Source organism: Pseudomonas sp. CFBP13508 (assembly GCF_005233515.1).
GTDB lineage: Bacteria > Pseudomonadota > Gammaproteobacteria > Pseudomonadales > Pseudomonadaceae > Aquipseudomonas > Aquipseudomonas mercuritolerans.
In genome coordinates, this window is record NZ_QFZZ01000001.1 from 949,811 (window position 1) to 967,643 (window position 17,833).

General features: G+C 61.4%; 4 protein-coding genes. 3 read left to right on the forward strand and 1 reads right to left on the reverse strand.

Going from position 1 to position 17,833, the window contains the following annotated elements; genetic code table 11:
- Positions 1-7: 7 nt before the first annotated feature.
- From PspCFBP13508_RS04235 to PspCFBP13508_RS04245, 3 genes are all read left to right on the forward strand, one after another.
- Positions 8-4,354: a hypothetical protein gene (locus PspCFBP13508_RS04235; protein WP_137213751.1), complete on the forward strand. Its 4,347-nt coding sequence runs from the start codon at positions 8-10 to the stop codon at positions 4,352-4,354.
- Positions 4,355-4,683: 329 nt separating this feature from the next.
- The gene (locus PspCFBP13508_RS04240) at positions 4,684-4,878 is read left to right on the forward strand and encodes a stability determinant (RefSeq protein WP_110645437.1); all 195 of its coding nucleotides are present in this window, start codon (positions 4,684-4,686) and stop codon (positions 4,876-4,878) included.
- Between the two features lie 37 nt (positions 4,879-4,915).
- Entirely contained in the window at positions 4,916-5,137 is a 222-nt protein-coding gene (locus PspCFBP13508_RS04245) for a type II toxin-antitoxin system RelE/ParE family toxin (RefSeq protein ID WP_231507568.1), read from the forward strand.
- A gap of 56 nt (positions 5,138-5,193) precedes the next feature.
- On the opposite strand, the gene PspCFBP13508_RS04250 is transcribed toward PspCFBP13508_RS04245, so the two are convergent.
- Positions 5,194-17,694 carry a filamentous haemagglutinin family protein gene (locus PspCFBP13508_RS04250; RefSeq protein WP_137213752.1) on the reverse strand — a complete coding sequence of 4,167 codons (12,501 nt, stop codon included), beginning with the start codon at positions 17,692-17,694 and terminating at the stop codon, positions 5,194-5,196.
- Positions 17,695-17,833 lie beyond the last annotated feature (139 nt).

The following is a 17,833-nucleotide window of genomic DNA, read 5'->3' on the forward strand; positions in this document are numbered from 1 at the left end:
GCCCGTCATGCTCATCCAACCACGCAAAGAAATCTCTGTACTGTCCCTGCTCGACCCGGAAATTCCCGGCGGCCGGCTGCTGGATGACGGCACCTGGGGCATCAACCTCGCCGCCGCACAACTCAACTATCCGGACAAGGGGCTGAAGACCCAGATTCCCGCCTGGAACAGCATGAGCAAGAGCGATAACTGCAAGTTGTACCTGGGCACCACCATGGTCGCGCAAAAGACCATCACCGAAGACATCGAAGTGAACAAGCATGTCACCCTGTTCGTCCCGCCCGAGCGCTTGCTCAGCGGCCGCGCATGGGAGCTGTCCTACCAGATCACGCGGTTCGGTCAGCAGCCCGAGACGGGACCGACGATCAAGCTCTTCGTCAAACTCGAACTGCCCGCCGGCCAGGACACCAATCCCGACTATGGCCACTCCGAACTGACCATGGCCTTCGATCCGCCGGACGTGGTGCGCGACGGTGTCGACAAGGCCACCGCCGAGGCAGGTGTACTTGTCTACGCCAAACCCAAGCCCGGCGATGGCTTGCTCTACAAGAACGCCGCCGTCGGTGACGTACTCATCCTCGCCTGGGCCGGGAAAACCGTGGAATCCGAGCCCGTCATCCAGGAACAGCTCGACGATCCAGAGAATAATCCCATCGTGGTTCTGGCCGACAAGGCCACCATCCTCTCAGCCGGAGACTCCGACGGCATGTTGGTCAGCTACAAGATCCGCGACCGCGTGTACAACGAGTCCGAAGACTGGTGCGAGGCCGTGCGTATCGTCGTCGACACCCAAGGCTTGCGGCTGGGTGCGCCCATCCTCAAACAGGCCGACGGTCTCGTCGTGGATCTGGATGTGCTGGGGGACGAACCGCCGCTGGTGGAAGTCTGGGCGGAAGACGCGGATATCTTTAAAAAGAACGACGAGATCTACCTCAGCGTCATCGGTACCAACAACGACGGTGAAGAGATCAGCGAACTGGTAATTCAAGCTATTACAACCACGCCGCCGGTGCGGGTCTCGATCAAGCACAACAACAGCACCCTGCGTGCCTTGGCCGGACGCACGGTGGTGTACTCCTATCATGTCCGCCGCGGTGGCGTCGTGGTCGACAACTCCAGATCCAAGTCCCGGTCCTACAGCGTAATCGGCGAACCGACACGCCTGGCCGCACCGATCGCGATCGACCAGATCAGTGGCGCGCTCGACCCCGACGCACCCGAATACCGCATCCGCATCCCATACGATCTACTGATCACCCCGGACAATGCCATCGAACTGAAATGGTTCGGCACCCGGTCCGACCTCACGACTTACGACCCGGAACTGGAGTGGTATTTCCCCAGCGAAGACGAGGCCAATGATCCCGAGGGCTTCATCGTGACCGTCTCCGGCGAACACGGCAAAACCCTGAAGGGCGGCACGCTGGATCTGTCGTATTACCTGCTGAGCGACGAAAACGGCACCATCACCCGTCGCGCGTCGCTGCACGCTTCGCTGCTCAGCGTCGGCGAAGCGCAACGGGAACTGGTCAAACCCATCGTGCTGGGTGAAAAGGATGGCGTGCTGGAACCCAAGGACCTGCCCGGCGGCGCCAGCAAAATCACCGCCCCACGGCCAGTGGCTGTTCCGAGCGAGGCCAACGATATCGTGAAGTTTTTCTGGATCGTTGAAGGCAATGAGCCTGTTACCGACCTTAAAAAACTCAACGCACTATCCAAGGACAAGGACGTGGATTTCCCGCTGTACGCAGCGTTTGTAGCGCAGCACATCGAGCCTAACCGCGGGAAAAAAGTGCAGGTTCACAACGAGATCTTCCGCGCCGCCAGCAACACGACCAGCTATTCGAATGTGTTGGAATTTACGGTGGGGGAAGTCGCATCGATCAAATTGCCCGGCGCCACAATCGAAGAGGCAAATGCAGGCTATTTGAATCCTGACAAAGTAAATGATGGTGCCACCATTATTATTGACGCCTCTGCTCAGTTGAAGGATGGCGATGAAATCAACGTTACGGTGGACGGGAAAAACACCTACCCCCATCCAACCTACACCGTGAAGCCTGAAGAAGCTGATAAAGAACTGTCATCAATCAAAGTACCTCACAGCGTGATCAGCGCCGAAGAAGGCGGCAGCATCGCGCTGAGGTACAGCGTAAAACGCAACGCCGGAGGAACAGACGGCCCATCGGAAGCCACCGTTTATGAGGTATCCAGAGAAATCGTACCGATCGACTTGCCCGTTGCCGAAATCAACGAGGCGAACGGCGATCAGTTAAACCCTGACGATGTAACGAACGGTGCGACGATCATCATTGCCGACTCTGCAAAGCTGAAGGATGGCGACGAAATCAGCGTTACCGTGGAGGGGAAAAACACCTATCTCCATCCTGCCTATACCGTGAAACCTGAGGAAGCTGATAAAGAACTGTCATCAATTAAAGTACCTCACAGCGCGATCAGCGCCGAAGTGGGCGGCAGCATCGCGCTGAGGTACAGCGTAAAACGCAAGGCCGGAGGAGCGGACGGCCCATCGGAAGCCATAGTTTATGAAGTATCCAGAGAAATCGTACCGATCGACTTGCCCGTTGCCGAAATCAACGAGGCGAACGGCGATCAGTTAAACCCTGACGATGTAACGAACGGTGCGACGATCATCATTGCCGACTCTGCAAAGCTGAAGGATGGCGACGAAATCAGCGTTACCGTGGAGGGGAAAAACACCTATCTCCATCCTGCCCATACCGTGAAGCCTGAAGAAGCCGATAAAGAACTGTCGTCAATCAAACTGCCTCACAGGGTGATCAGCGACGAAGAAGGCGGCAGCATCGCGCTGAACTACACCGTCAAACGCAAAGCGGGAGGAACGGACGGCCCGTCCGCACCGGCTGTATACGATGTGCGCAAGGTGATCTCTCCCGGCAAGCTACGAGTCATGGGCGCTCGCTACAATCGCAGCGTATACCGGGCCGCCAGTACCAGCAGGTTACTGATGGCATTCGATGCAACTACCGCAAAACCGCTTCAGGCAGAGTGGAAATACGCTTCAGAAAGCAAATGGACGCAGGCGAGCACCTGGTTTGATACCGCCCCACAGGAGCACCTTCAAGTCCGTACAGCAGACGATCAAGTCACACTCAGCGAAGCGAACATCTTCGGCACCGGGAGCGACACGACCATTACCGGTCAAGCAGCATTTGTCGCGTTGCGCGATAAGAACGACATGACTGGTTGGGGCTACGGACCCAATGGTGGCGTCATTCCACCTACCATCATCACGATGAACGACATTGTTGAGGTAAGTGCCACGCGCAGCACCTTTGCGGCCCGGCGCACCAATAACACCACGATAGCCTGGAGTGCCACTGCCGGTGAGGGCAGCGACATGGGCACAGTCAGTCCGGTCGGATTCGTCCAGATCATCGGTAATATCGCTGCCTTCGCCGGTATAAGAGCCGGTGGGACGGTGGATGCCTGGGGCACCGCTGCCAACGGCGGCGTGCCCACCGCAGAAATCAAAGCCGTGATCAATGCTGTTGACATCATTCCTGCTGGGCAAGCCTTTGCCGTAAGACTTGCAACAGGGCACGTAAAGGCTTGGGGGCTGCCGGCAAATGTTGGAACCGTACCCGCGCCAATAGCTTCACTCGACGATATCGAAGACGTTATCGGCAATCCCTATGCCTTCGCAGCCTATAGGGCCAATGGAACACTTGTCGCTTGGGGTAACGCGACCTATGGCGGTACTGTACCTGGCCCTATCGCCGCCATGACGGATATTAAAAGGCTTGCCTGTGCCAATAAGTACAGTTTTGTCGCCCTGCGCAAAACCAATCAGATCGTCGCTTGGGGGCCTGTGGCACAAGGGGGAACTGTTCCCCAACTGATCTCGACACTGACAGATATCTTATGCGTAGTTGCCACTTGGAACTCGTTTGCGGCGCTACGCGAAAATGGTCATGTCGTTGCTTGGCCGGAAACCAGTGCCGACGGCAAGGTGCCCGATGCCATCGCTGCCCGGGATGATGTTGTCCAAGTGGCAGGGACGTCTCATGCTTTTGCCGTACTGTTCAAAGATGGGACGGTGGCAGCATGGGGTAATGCCACCGTGGGTGGAGACACAAAGCCGGTAGCGGATCAATTGACTGACGTCCGCGCGATTTACACCAATACTCACGGGTTTAGCGCGCTCACCGCTGACGGCCGGGTTGTAACCTGGGGTCAGCCTACGGGAGGGGGAAACAGTAGCACCGTGCAGGATCGACTAAAGGGAATGGTGTCGTACCTCGCTACACCGGCTTCTCGGGGTATTGCGCTCAAAGCGAGTCGTTTGGGTAAAACAGGTGCATCAGTCTGAAACAAGGCCGTGCTTTTCATGCGGCGCTCCTCTGGGCGCCGCATGGGCTGACGCTGCACTCATGAGCAACAACTGTCGCTTCATTTGCACTGCACCAAAAACTCAGCGCCGCGGCGCGGAGGCTTTCCTGGACATCGCATGGCCCGAGAACCAGAAACTGATTCCTTACAGATTCGAACTACTCCCCTGATCGACTTAACTCGCATCACAAGCGAAGCGTCTGACAGATCTGCATCGTCTGTTTGGAGATGATGAGTCCCTCGTCCCGCCAGTGACGACAACGAGCCCACATCCCCTTAGACTGCTTCACATTGATCATGGAGGTCATGATGAGCGCTGAACTTTCACTTATCGTTTCAGACTTCGAAACCGAAGAAGAGGCTGCGGAATACGACCTTTGGTATCGCGCCAAGGTACAAGCCGCACTTGATGACCCGCGCCCGCCTATTCCCCACGATGAGGCAATGGTGCTGCTAGGTCAGATGCTGGAAGAGAGACGCAAGAATCGACGCGCTGCCGGTTAGCTGGAGTAAACCGGCTCTTGGAGATCTGGCTGACATCATCGAATACGTAGAACAACGCAACACTGTCGCTTCAGTTGCACTGCACCAAAAGCTCAGCGCCGCAGCGCGAAGGCTTTCCTGGATACCGCATGGTTTCCGCTCCGGCCGAATACCGGGCACTCGCGAAATGGTCATTAACTCGAATTATTTACTGGTCTATCGGGTGACAGACCACATCAAAATTCTGACCGTTTTGCACGCCCGTAAAAAATATCCATAACCACTCATAAAAAAAGGCGGCCAACCGGCCGCCCAAACGTACTGCACGAGAGTCTTTTACAACGTCAGCTGCCCACGCTCCTCCTCGGTCAGCTGCTGTTTCGCCTGTTCATCCAACGCCCCGGCGCCCAGCACCTGCACCGGGCTGTCCGGGTTATAACCCGGCGCTGGCGCGCGACTGGCACCATCACGCGACGGTGCCAGTTGCTCGTTGCCGAAGCTGAGTACCTGCACGGTGAACACCGAGGCCTGGTTCTGCCGCGCCGCTGCCTGTTGCTGCCGCGCGACGTCTTCAGCCGCTTGTGTAGCGGAGGATGCCGCCGAACTGGCCGAGGTGATCGCGCCGGTGTTGACCGCCGATACCACCGGCACGCCGGTTGCCTTGCCCTGCACCGAAATGTTCGCGGCGTTGACCACCGTCAGCGCGGCGATGTTGACGTTGCCTGACACGCGAATCCCCGCTTCGCCGGCATCGATGGTGCCCAGTGGCGCGATCAGGTCGATGTTGCCCGGTGCCACTTCGGCAATCGGGTTGAGTGTGGCGATACCAGCGCCGGTGCTCGGCACCGACGGCGACAGCGTGACGTTGCCCCAGGTGTCGTAGACGCGTTTCGGCGGTGTGTAGACCACGGTGGTTTTCGAGCCGCGACCGGCGTTGATATCGCCCTCGGCGGACCAACCGAGAATCGAGCCGCCGAAGGTGGTCATGATCCGGCTCTGGCCGAGCAGGATGCTGCCTTGGGAGTACAGCTGAATGTCGCCCGAGCCTTGGGTGATGATCCCCGCTGTCGACGGCGGCGCCGCGCCTTCGATGCCGAACACCTGGCCACCGCCCGGTGTGAGCATCTGGATATCGCCGCCAAACAGCGTCTTGACCCCGGCGCCGCCGTACATCGTGATACCGCCGTCGTAGCGGATCGGATTACCGGCCACATCGGTGGTCGGGAACAGTGCCGCAATGGCGTTGCGACCGCGCAGGTAACTACCTGTGCGCGGACCACTGGCATCGGTGTATTCCAGGCCACCGGCGCGCAATTCGGCGAAGTACACCTGGCGGGCGAAGATCGCCTGCTCGGTACTCGGCAGTGCGGCGAAGAAGGCTTGCGCCTGTTGGTCGCTACCCTTGAAGCCATAACCGAGGCTCAGCCAACTCAGCAGTTCATCGACGTAGCTCTTGACCACTTTGCCCGGTTGCGCGCTGAGGGCCACCGCTGAATCCGCTACGTTTTGCGGGTTCAGATAACGCGCAATGAACCGTGAGTAATCCGGCCCCTGCACGCCTGCGCCGGCCTGCAACACGATGCTCGCCCCCGATCGGCTGTCTCCCGCCGCGATCGGTCCGAGGCTGGTAATAGCGGCCCGGTTCTCCATCAGGATGTTGCGCCCGGCATTGACATCCAAAAGGCCCGGACCGGCGATATCGAAGCTGCTGTAGAGAATGTCGCGCCCGGCAGATACGCGCGAGACATCCCGCGGGTCGTTGTGAATGAACAGGTTACCGGTCGAACTGACGCTTTGGCGGGTTCCGCCCAATTCCTCATTCGGCGCGATTGTCGGCTGCCCCAGGAAAGTACCGGACCCGACGATGTCGCGACCGGCCATCATCCACACCGGCCCCGCCGCTTCATACCAGGTTCGCGCGGACGGGGAAAAGCTCAGGGTTTCGCCGCTGCGTAGACCGACCAGATCACCGGTCAAGGCATAGAAACGCGCCGGACCCTGTACATCACTCGACCCCGAGAAGGTATCGGCGCCAAACGCAAACAGCGGATAACGCAGGTTTCTGCTCGGGATCACACCATCGGGGCTGTAGTTGCTGACCAACGGCACGTTTGCAGTGCTGGCTCCGTATCCGGAGAAGGAAGGCGCAAACGGGGTCGCGATGGCTCCCGGGCTCGCGCCGGACTGATTGATCGCATAGCCGCCGGCGTAGATGGAGTCACCAGCCAGCAACGACAATTGCCCGTTTGTCGAAGGCGCCAGCAATAGCGAGTACCCCACCGCCGGGAACAGATTGCTCGCTGCACCAAAAGCGGCCGACGGTCCCACGTAGATGGAACCCTTGGCTGCAACGGCCCGAAGAATCGAGGGATATACAAAGCGACCATCAGTCGGCGAGCTGTTCATTGCGCTGACGGGTTGAGACAACGTCGTGCTGACTTCAGCCATCTGTGTGCTCGGTGTGAGATTGCCCCCAGCGGAAAACAGATCTATGGCCGTGTGCCCGGTCCACAACGAGAAACCGCTCAGTCCGCCACCCGCATGGACCACACCACTGTCAGTGGTGAACGGCGTGGAGTTCTGCAGCCTTACCCGACCCGGGTCCGCCGCGCCCCCCATCACCAGGTCGCCGCGTGTACTGATGCGCATCCCCGAATCACCCGGTATCAATACCACGCCACCGCCCGCCGCTCCGGTGCTGGCACTGAACAAATCGTAGGCTCTGGTTTCCCGGGCGTCCTGCTGGAATTGCTCGACGCCATATTGCAGGTTGATTGCACCCGCAGCCGCGCCGGTCAGCTGTGCCGCACCCCGTAGATTGATCAGGGCGCCTTGAAGGTCGTGTCGCGGCGGTGTCGTGCCGTTTTGCCCCGACCTCGCCTGCAATGACGGATTGAGCATGCCACCGAGACGAATGTCCATGTCGCCACCGCCAGTCAACTGCAGGCTACCGTCAGCGCCAACGCGGCCGGTGCTGCCCACCGCCACGATCAGTCCCTGACTGCGGGGATTAAGCAACTGATCGCCCATGGGCCTGAGCATGCCTGCATCCGCGCCAGCGCGCAGGCTGATATTGCCGCCGCCCAATGTGCCGAAGCCGGTGAAGCCGACCAGGTATGACCCGGTGTCGGTGCTCTGGTCCGGCAAGGGCTGCGTGGCGTAGCTGCCGAAGTTGATCCACCAGGCCGTAGGCAGATCCGCCTTGCCATCACCCTGACGCCAGAGCCAGTTGCCCACAGCAACGCTGGATACCTGTTCGCGCAGTGGCGCGTTCATTACATAGCCGCGCCGCCCGAGCGTGTCCCCCGACACCGAGCCACCGGCACCGATGGTCAGGTTGCCGCCCATCTGCGGATACCACGCCTGATACAGGCTCTCCGAACCGCCATTGACCCATTTTTCGTAAGCACTGCCGGCGCTGCCCAGTATCGATCCATCGTCAGACAAGCGGCCGCGGGCCTGGTTGAAACGTGAATCGACATCGCTGGACTGAGTGCCCGCCGTATAAACGCCGAACGGTGAGTTCATGCTCAGATTGCCCGCGGCCATCAAATCCAGATCGCCAGTACCGGTGCGAAGCACGCTGAACATCTGCGAATGGGGACTGGCGTTTATCCCGCCCTTGTTGGCCAGGCAGTTCCCCGGGTCGATGTCGCACCAGAACAGATCGTCGTCACTGACCGGGGTTCCGGCGGGTATGCCCATCATGTTGCCATCCGCCCACAGGAACTTGGCCGGAGGGAGACAGACCCCGGGAATCAAATCGCACCAGAAACTATCCTCATCGCTGACAACGCTGCCCGCCGGATAACCCAGCGGGTTATCCGCCGACCAGGTGCTGTCGAGCTTTTTCTCAGTGACAAGAATCCCGAGGTGGGTGTCCGCCAGCCGCAAGTCACCGGTACTGGTGACGGGTTTCACCACCCGACTGTCAGCGGCTTGCAGGTCGGCACCCGCAACCATCCGCATCGACCACGATGCGCTGCCCGACGGCAACATGCTCGCGATCGCCCAGTTCGCGCCCTGGCGTGTACCGTTCAATGAACGAAGTTCGATAAAGGGTGTGTCGGCGGCCAGCACCACATCGGTCATCGACGGAATCAGGGAACCACGCAGCAGCGCCAGCGCCCCATTCAACTTCACACCCACCGAACGCTGCTGGTCATCCAGAACACTGGGCAACGGCACGCCTTTTGGCCAGAGCATGGCCTGCATCCCGGTAGCCTGACCGAGGCGGGTCCCGGCGCCGAGGCGGCTGCCGGCTGGCAATATCACACTGTCATTGAGCAGCGTTCCGGCGCCATACAGCAGGTTACCGGAGGCATCGTGTACGGCTGCGCTCAACACGGTGCCGGCCGGCAGAGTGTAGGGGCCGGCGAGCACGGCCTCGGTGGGCAACAGCGTACCGCTGGCGAGGACGGCGGCCTGGATCGGCAGGTCATAGTTCAGCTTGACGCCTGCTGGGAACAACGTGCCCTCGGCCAGCGTCACGCCTGCGCCCGGCACAATCAGATCGCCGCCAAACGGCTGGACGCCCGGTAGCAATTTCCATCCGGCATCGTCCACGGTTTCCGGTGGCGGCGCGAAACCATCGTTGATGCTGCCGTAGATATCCAGGTCCCCTCCGGCTCGAATCACCAGGCTCCCCGCCTCGCCAGAACCGTACACCGAAGTTTTGCCGGTGTTCGGGTTGAGACTGGCGTAGCGATAGCCGGACAAGTCCAGATCGCCCTGTACCACCAGATCGCCGTCGGCGGTTTTACTCGCAATCTCTACGCCTGGGCGCAAATGGAAGGCATCGGCATACCGCGCATTGTTCAACCCTGCCAGTTTGCGCTGCAACAGATCACTGTTGCCCAAGGCTGCATTGATGAACAGATCGTTGTCAGCGTGGATGCGGTTCAGGTAAGCCTGGTCGATGATTTGATAAGGCCGGCCGCTGGCCGCTGGATCCACCCCGTCGGCGGCATCGGTATAGCGGCGCACGGCATTGAGCCCGATGGACCGCGCGCCCTGGATGATCAACGCGCCAGGGGCGTCGATGGCGATGTCATCGGCGCCCAGTCGCGGTACGTTCAGCTCCAGCGTGCCGCGCAGGCGACCGTCATTCTGACCCGCCAGTGTGCCGACTGCCGCGTCCGTGCCATGGCGCAGGTCTATCCGCGCACCGGGAGCGAGTGTCAGCAGGCCGTCGCCGGAACTGAGTTCGACCATGGCCCGGTTGGGCGCGTCGATAATCTTGCCGTAACTGTCGACCCGCAGTACCCGACCGTGAGCATCCAGCACCGCACCGCCCGCCACATTCAGGCCATGGGCGGCGGACAGGCGAATGTTGCCGACCCGTTCGCCGCTGGCATCGACCAGGCCGTTCACCGTCAGGCTGCCGTTGTCTAGCGATACCGAGACCTCGCCCGCCCTGAGGCCATCGCCGACCACCAGATCGCCCTGTTTTAACTGGAAGCTGCGACTGCCGAAGACTTGGCCGACGTTCAAGCGTTGGTTGAGCGCAGCAAACTGTTCATTCAGTGCGCCACCCAAGTGTTGCGCGCGGATGTCCACGCCAGCGGATTTGTAAGGTACCCACGTGCCGCCGGCATCGTAATGCCCTGTACTGCTGCCACGGATCTCACCCTGCAGATCGACCTCGCCTGCGGTGTCTGACAGTGCCACGACACTCAGATTGCCGGCCTGATTGTTCTGCGCCGACAGATCGATGCGCGAGCCGCTCGCCTGACGAATATTGCCGTCGCGGCTGTACAACGCCACGTCGCCGCCCCAGCTGTACTGGTTGATATCGTTGAATGGCAAGGTGCGGCCCGCCAGGTCCAGGTTCGCCCCGCTCGTGAGGGTCAGATCGCCCTCGGCCTTGACCTGCAATTTGCCGCTGGCCAGCGCAATCCGGCCGTCGAGCACCACGGTACGCCCCGCCAGCGTCAGTTCGGCACCCAGTGCATCGGCGAGCGCCGTCCCGGCCGGTCCGCTCAATACCAGACTGCCGCCGGCCTTGAGCGCATTCACCGAGCCGGCCTCCCCGGTCAGCAGAGGTGTGCGCAGGTTCAGGTTGCCGCCGCTGTAGAGATAACCCTTGATCGGGTCGTAAGCCCCCTGCGTTTCATAAACCGCGAGGCTGCCCTTGTGGTTGGCGGTGATACGATCACTGGCGTTGAGGTTGACGTTGGCAAAGCCCAGCGCAAGACGAGCGTTCTGATCCAGGCCGTTGGGTTGGGAATAAGGGCCGTAGCCAAAATCGATGCGCTGAGCCTCAATGTCCAGCGTGCCGTGTCCGCTGCCCGCACCACCGCTGGCCACGGCCCCGGGCGCCTGAGTGGCGCCGTTCCAGATCAGGTTGGCTGTGCGGATGGTCGCCACGTCGCTCGTATCGCCCAGGCCGTACATCGCCGGCGTCGTGATGATCAAATTCTGCAACTTGCTGCGCCCGGTCTGAGGATCCACGGTGTCCAGCGCGACGCTGCCATAAAAGTTCAACGCGTCGCGAGCGGTCAGGCTGAGCGTTTCCAGGGCTGGCGCAGCAAACTGAGTATCGCCGCGCAGCAAGCGGTCCAGCACGCCCTGACTCAACGTCAGGCCGGCAGGCAGGCGACCGGCCGCCGCCAGTGTTTCAGCGGTACCGATGTTGACCGCACCCACAGCCAATGCCAGGTGACGGGTGCCGAAACGCACCGCTTCGGCCAGTTCGAACTGATTGTTGGTGGCCGCCGTAATGCTGCCATTGGAATAGAGCATCGCCGGATTGGCGCATGCCAGGTGATTACAGGTGCCGATGCGGATGCTGCCAGACGCAGTGCTGGCGTTGACCTCTGGCGCCAGCACATTCGTCCAGCCATTGGACACCACCAGCAGACTTGCGGCGCCGGGCTGATAGACAAAACCGTTGGAGGAGTCGTACGGCACCTCGCCGCGGCCCAGGGAATTGATGCCGGCACCGGCCTCAACCGTGATGGCACCGTTGCCATTGTTGGTCCAGAGCAGCACTTCCGGTGCTGAAAGCAGCGCACCTTCACGCAAGGTGATGTTGTAGGTACTGCCCGTGAAACTGACGATATTGCCGGCCGAGCCGTAATTCACCGTCGGGCTCGCACCGATCGCCAGACGAGAAGCGCCGAGCCGGTTGAGCGTATCGGCACTCAGCGAGACGCCGGCAAAGCCTTTCGTGGCTGACTGTCCGGGGCCGAGAATCTCGAAGTTGGCGCCACTGCCGCCACGAATCACAGCCGTCCCGGCCACGCCTCCCTTGGCGGCGGCGAAGGCGATCCGGCCATTGAAATCCAGCGCGGTATCGTGATTACCCCCCGCGATGACAAACAGGTTGAGCGCTTTGGCATCCATGGGCGCCAGCGCACGCGGAACACCCCGGCGCGCTGCATCGCTGACGATGAACTGCTCCAGTGTGGTTTCGTTGTATTGCGAGTAACGCCGTAACACATCCGCCGATGTCACGATGACCTGGCTGGCGAGACTTTCCCGCACGCCGGTATTGGCAATCGACATCCGCGCACTGCTTGTCCACGAGCCGTTGCGCATTGCAACCGCGCCGTTGCTGGCGCCGGGGGCGGCCTGGCCGTTGACTTCGACCCGAAACGCGCCGGGCAGCAACGTGAAGGTGGAAGGCAACAGTGTATAAGTGCCTGCCGCCAACCCTGGCACGCCGGTGTCCAGGGTGATCTGCTGGCCGATGCGCGGATCGACCGCTCCCGCTTCCCCCAGTATCGGTGCGTAGGCGCTCTGATCGCCCGGGACAATGGCGTACACCGGGTTGCTGGCCAGCCCCGGCAGACTGAACGTGCCATCGCTGGCATTACGCACCAACGGACTGAACCGCGCATCGGTGGAGCCACCGCGACCGGAGACAAACCCGGCACCGCGCAAATCTCCGCCGCCCGAGAGGTCGATCAACGCGCCGGACTGCACATCCACGTACTGCGAGCGCAGGTTCACCCCGGCGCTGTCGCCACTGATGCCTTTCAATATGATCGGTGCGCCGTTGTAAAGGTATTCGATACCGTCGGTGGTGCCACCATAAGGCATCACCAGACCGGCCGCACTGACCGACGTCGTACTGCCGGGCAACAGGCGCAGTTCCCGGGTTTTGATCAGCAGATCATCACCCAGACTGATCACGCCCAGAGGCGCACGCAGAACACCGCCCTGATGGATCCGGCTGGCGCTCATCGCCAGCGTGCCAAACACCGAGTACGGCAGCGCTGTCGGCGCCGTACCCTGGCCAGTAATGCGCAATGTCCGATGGGTATCGGCGAGAGAACTCTGACTCTGATAGCCGACCCGGACTTCGGCCGAGACCCCGCTCGCAGGGTAGATCTGCGCAGCGCGAAGATTCAGGTCCCCTGGTGTCCACAACTCTGACTTCACTTGGCCACTGACGGGCGCCAGAAACCGCACGTCCCCGGTGCTGGTCAGCGTTACCTGATCAAAGCCGCGACGGCTGACCTCAACCGGGGCGTCTTTGTTCTGCAAGATCGACCCATGCGCGCCGAACGACAGGCTGTTGGCAATATCCAGAACGTTGGCATTCACGTTGAACTGCGCCGGCGAAACTTGCGCAGTCGGACTGTTCAGGACCCGGGGGCGAATGGTGTCCACCACGCCGTAATAAGTCCCCACACCGGACAGCCGCACGGAAGGCGCTGATAGATCGACCCGCGTCGAGTCGCTGGAAGTCTGCGCCAGGGACAAGGCCCCAGCATAGAGATTCAGACTCTGATTCATGTGCAGGTCGACGTCGCCGTCAAATGACAAGAGGCCGTTGCTGAACACGCTCAGATTGTCGAATCCGCCCGACATCAACGTATCGGTGCTCAGGCGGGCATGGCCGTAACGAAGGTTGTCCGCGGCGTCACCGGGCTTGAGGTCCAGGGGCAACACTGCATCGTCCGGCCCCTGGCCAATAACGATTTCCCGAGCTCGCAGAACCTCGGCACTCGCCTTCTGCGTAGCGTACAGCGGGGTCTCCAGGGCTACCTCCAGCCGTCCGCCGGCAGCACCGCTGCCACCTGAAGCAGCGCGCAGCTGACCATTGATCCACAGGCCGTTATAGGAGCTCAGGCTGATACGTCCGCCATCCGAGGCAACGCGAGTCGGCCCCTGCCCGGAGATGTCCAGCACGGCCTGCGTTCCGGAGGCATCCAGACGTGCACCTTCGCGCACAATCACAAACGCATCGGCCGCCGTCGCCGTCGCTCGCTTGGGATCGATTTCGCCGCCGATGATAATGCTGCCGCCCTTGTCGACCTGACCGTAGACCCGACCCGACGCATCGACAGCCGTGTGGGCACGCCCCGCAACGTCCAGCTGCGCTTGCTCGCCGATCCAGATCGAGCGGTTGTGCGCCTTGCTGTCGGCTTGTTGCTGTGAAGTGGCGACGTCGATCGAACCGAACTGTTGCTGACGTATATCCAGGGTTCCGCCCCAGGCCTGCAGTTCGCCTTCGAGGGTGATCTGCCCGGTCCCGCGCAGATTGATCCGCTGTCCGGGATCGACGGTGATGCGCGATGCGCGGCCCAGCGTCAGGGTGCTGGCGGTGTCGAACCGGTCGAGTTCACTCGAGCCGGCCTGCAGCGCCAGACTCGCACCGGCGCGCTGGCTCAGTACGCCCTTGAGCGGGTCTTCCTGATACAGCGTGGGCGTCCACAGTTCCATCGCCTGGCTCGGTTCGACCCCGCTGCCCGGATTCAGCGTTGTGTCTGCAAAACGGTAGACCGGCATCGTCACATCGATTTGTGTGCCCGCTGTCACCTCCAGCCCGTTCAGGCCGGTGACCCGGTAGGCGGAGAAACCGTTGTCGAACAACTCGGGCGTCAGCTGCAAGGCATGTTCGGGCAGCGTATCTGCGGACGCACCGATCCGCACCCGGTTGGCCTGGATAGCCAGCGCACCGCCGCCCGTCACGCCATGCCCGAAGATGTCGCCGGCCATCGTCAGATGCGAATCGCCCAGCGCGGAAATCGCGCCGGACTCAAGACTCACGTCGCCACCCTTGCCACCCCGGGTCTTGCCATTGGCCAGAATCGCAGCACCGGACGACACATCGATCAAGCTGCCCGTCGCAACATCGATATCGCCACTGCTGCGGATCGAGATCCGGCCGCCGTTCAGGTAGCCGAGACTTGCCACATCGTCCGGATCGGTGCGCAGATTGCTCCAGAGACCACGGGTGTCGAGGCGTACGTCCCTGGCGATCGTTACCTGCACCGGATCACCCGCCGGTGCCGCAATCAGCATGTCATCAAGGGTGGTGCTGCGCAGTTGGTTCAACACGTTGCCCAGATTCAGACTGCCGCCGCGCGCCGTCAGGTTGGCCGCAACGCGGACATCCGGTGCGTACAGCGTGATGTCACCACCGGCGTCTACCTTGAGCGCGTCGTTCACTTCAATCCGCTCAAGCGCCGAGATCTTCAGTGCGCCGAGATCAAAACCATTGAGCTGGCCGGCGTTGAGCAACAACTTGCCCTGACGGTCTTGCGCGACGGCGCCGTTCAGCTCCTCGGTGAATTCCTCGTCCCGCCCTTCGCCGCCAATCAGGACCTGATCCAGCAGCGGATTGAGGGTGTAGCGCAATCCGCCTGACGCCGCCTGATAGCTCGGCAGATAACTGCCGACAATCAATTGCGCGCGCCGTGCCAGCGCAGTCTGGCTCTGCTCATAACCGTCGATGACCGCACGCGGAGCCTGGGTCTGTCGCTCACCCTGGAAAACCTCACCCAGCAGTTGCCCGCCCAGCACCGCGTTGACAGTGCTGACCAGCAGTTGCCCGGCATCGCGACCAACCGTGTACCCCGACTCTCTGCGACTCGACGGTGCAATCAGCGGGTTGTAGAACGTGCGGGTCTGGCCCCACCGCTCACTTTCATCCTCGTAGCCCTTGTACAAACCGGTGTAGAGCTGATCCCCCGGCGCACGCGAGACTTCATACAGGCGACCGTCTGCACCGCGCAGCCAGCTCTGCCGAATCTCACCGCTTTGCACATCGAGGGTACCGCCGGACAGGTTGATCAGTGATCCCTTACGAGTGACCACGTCGTTGCCGGCAAAACTCACTGTGCCGCCCTGCGCCATCCACTCGCCGATGCCATGCCCCTGGGTGCCCAGATAACCGCCGACTTCCAGCAGGCCACCGGCCGTGTACCAACGGTCCGTCGCATAGCCATTGGTGCCGGCCGGCACGTAGACCAGTTCACGCACATCGACCCAGACATCGTTACTGTTGAGCGCGCCGTTCTCGCGGTTGACCGACGCATCGCGCTGCTCGTTGCCCTGCACGTTGATCTTGATGTTGTTCGATTCCATCGCCACCTTGACGCCGACGGCGCCGGAAACGTCGATCACCGCGCCTTCGCCAACCAGGCTGCGACGCTGCGCGCTGACAGCGACCTGGCCGCCGGTGGCCAGGGTGATCGAACCGTTCTGGAAATCGACGCTGCCACCGCTCTGGAGATCGATACGCGACTGATCGCCGCGAATCCTGTTATTGAGGCTGACCCCGCTCAGGGCCGCCTGATGCTGACTGTCCAGCGCCGTCAGGTCGCTGCTGTCGAGCAGGACCGCCGTGACACTGCCGGGCGCCAGGGTCACGCTGCCGCTCGTGTCACTCGCCGGATTGAGCAAATGGATGGTCCCGCGAGTGGCGACCGAGGTGCTGCTCAGCAACACGCCGCCCTGCTCCACCTCATGCCCGGTCAGGGTGATGTCACCCGTGGCAGCCTGAATCAACCCGTTGTTGCTGACCCGCCCACCACTTTCCAAAGCCTTGAAGCCAGGCGTGACTTCGTTGCCGAAGGTTGTCGAAAACGTGTTGCCTTCCGTGCCTGAGCCTTTGCGGATGTAAAAACGATCACCGGCACCCAGCACGGTCTGGCCTTTGACGGTGTTGATGGTGCCGTCATTGATCACGTCTTTACCGAGCAACAGCGTATAGCCGCCGGCGTCGGTCGAGACGGCGGGCTTGTGGGTTTCAAGCACCGCACCGCGCTCCACCAGCACCTTGCCGGCGGCATCGGTGAACGTCGGTTGGCTGCCGTTGCTATCGAAATACAGACCACGATCCCGGAACTGGATATCGGTGATATTGGCGGCGGCGGCCACCAGGTTGCGCACGTTGACCTGGCTGCTGCCACTGAACACGATGCCGTTGCGGTTGATCAGCATCACTGTGCCATCGCCCCTGATCTGGCCCTGGATCTGACTGGCGCGTGCGTTCGGATCGTTGACACGGTTGAGCACGGCCCAATTGGACTGCTGAGCAAATTCGACAGTGGTATTTCGCCCGACGTTGAAGGTCTCCCAGTTGAGAATCGCCTTGTCGGCGGTTTGCTCGATCTTCACGTTGGTCTTGCCATCGGCTTGCGTCTGTTGCGGGCCTTTGGCGTTCAGCCAACCCTGGGTGAGGCTGTTGTCGACCTTCAAGCCGCCGTCGCCCAACCCGTCCGGCACGTTTTGCACACTGCCCAGGGCCACCGCACGCCCGGCCGCCTGCGCCGCCTGTTGCGCGGCAATCGCCGCCACGGTGTTGTTGAGCGTCTGCAATGAACGCTGCAATTGCTGATTGGCTTTTTGCTGCTGCGCCAATGGTGGCGTCATCCCCGGCAGCCCTCCCATACTTGGTCGAGCGGCCGTCGCTTGTTGCGCAGCGCCCTTGGCGGCAAACCAGCTCGAACTGAACGCCGTTTGCGCCTGCGCACTGCTTGCCACCAGACACAACGCCACCGCGTGCGCCAGGGGCTTGAGCAGCCACAACCCCGGGTCGTTGACCTCACGCTTGAGATTTTGAGCACGGGTACTGCGACGGGATGGGCGAGCGAGCATCACTACGAGATCCTTTTTGATTGCCACATAAGGCTGCAGGCCAGCGAAAACCTGCTGTTACGACATAGGCAGTTGGCGCGAGGCACGACCGAACGGATGTCACACAAACTTCATGATTGAGGTGTAGATCGGCCAAAAA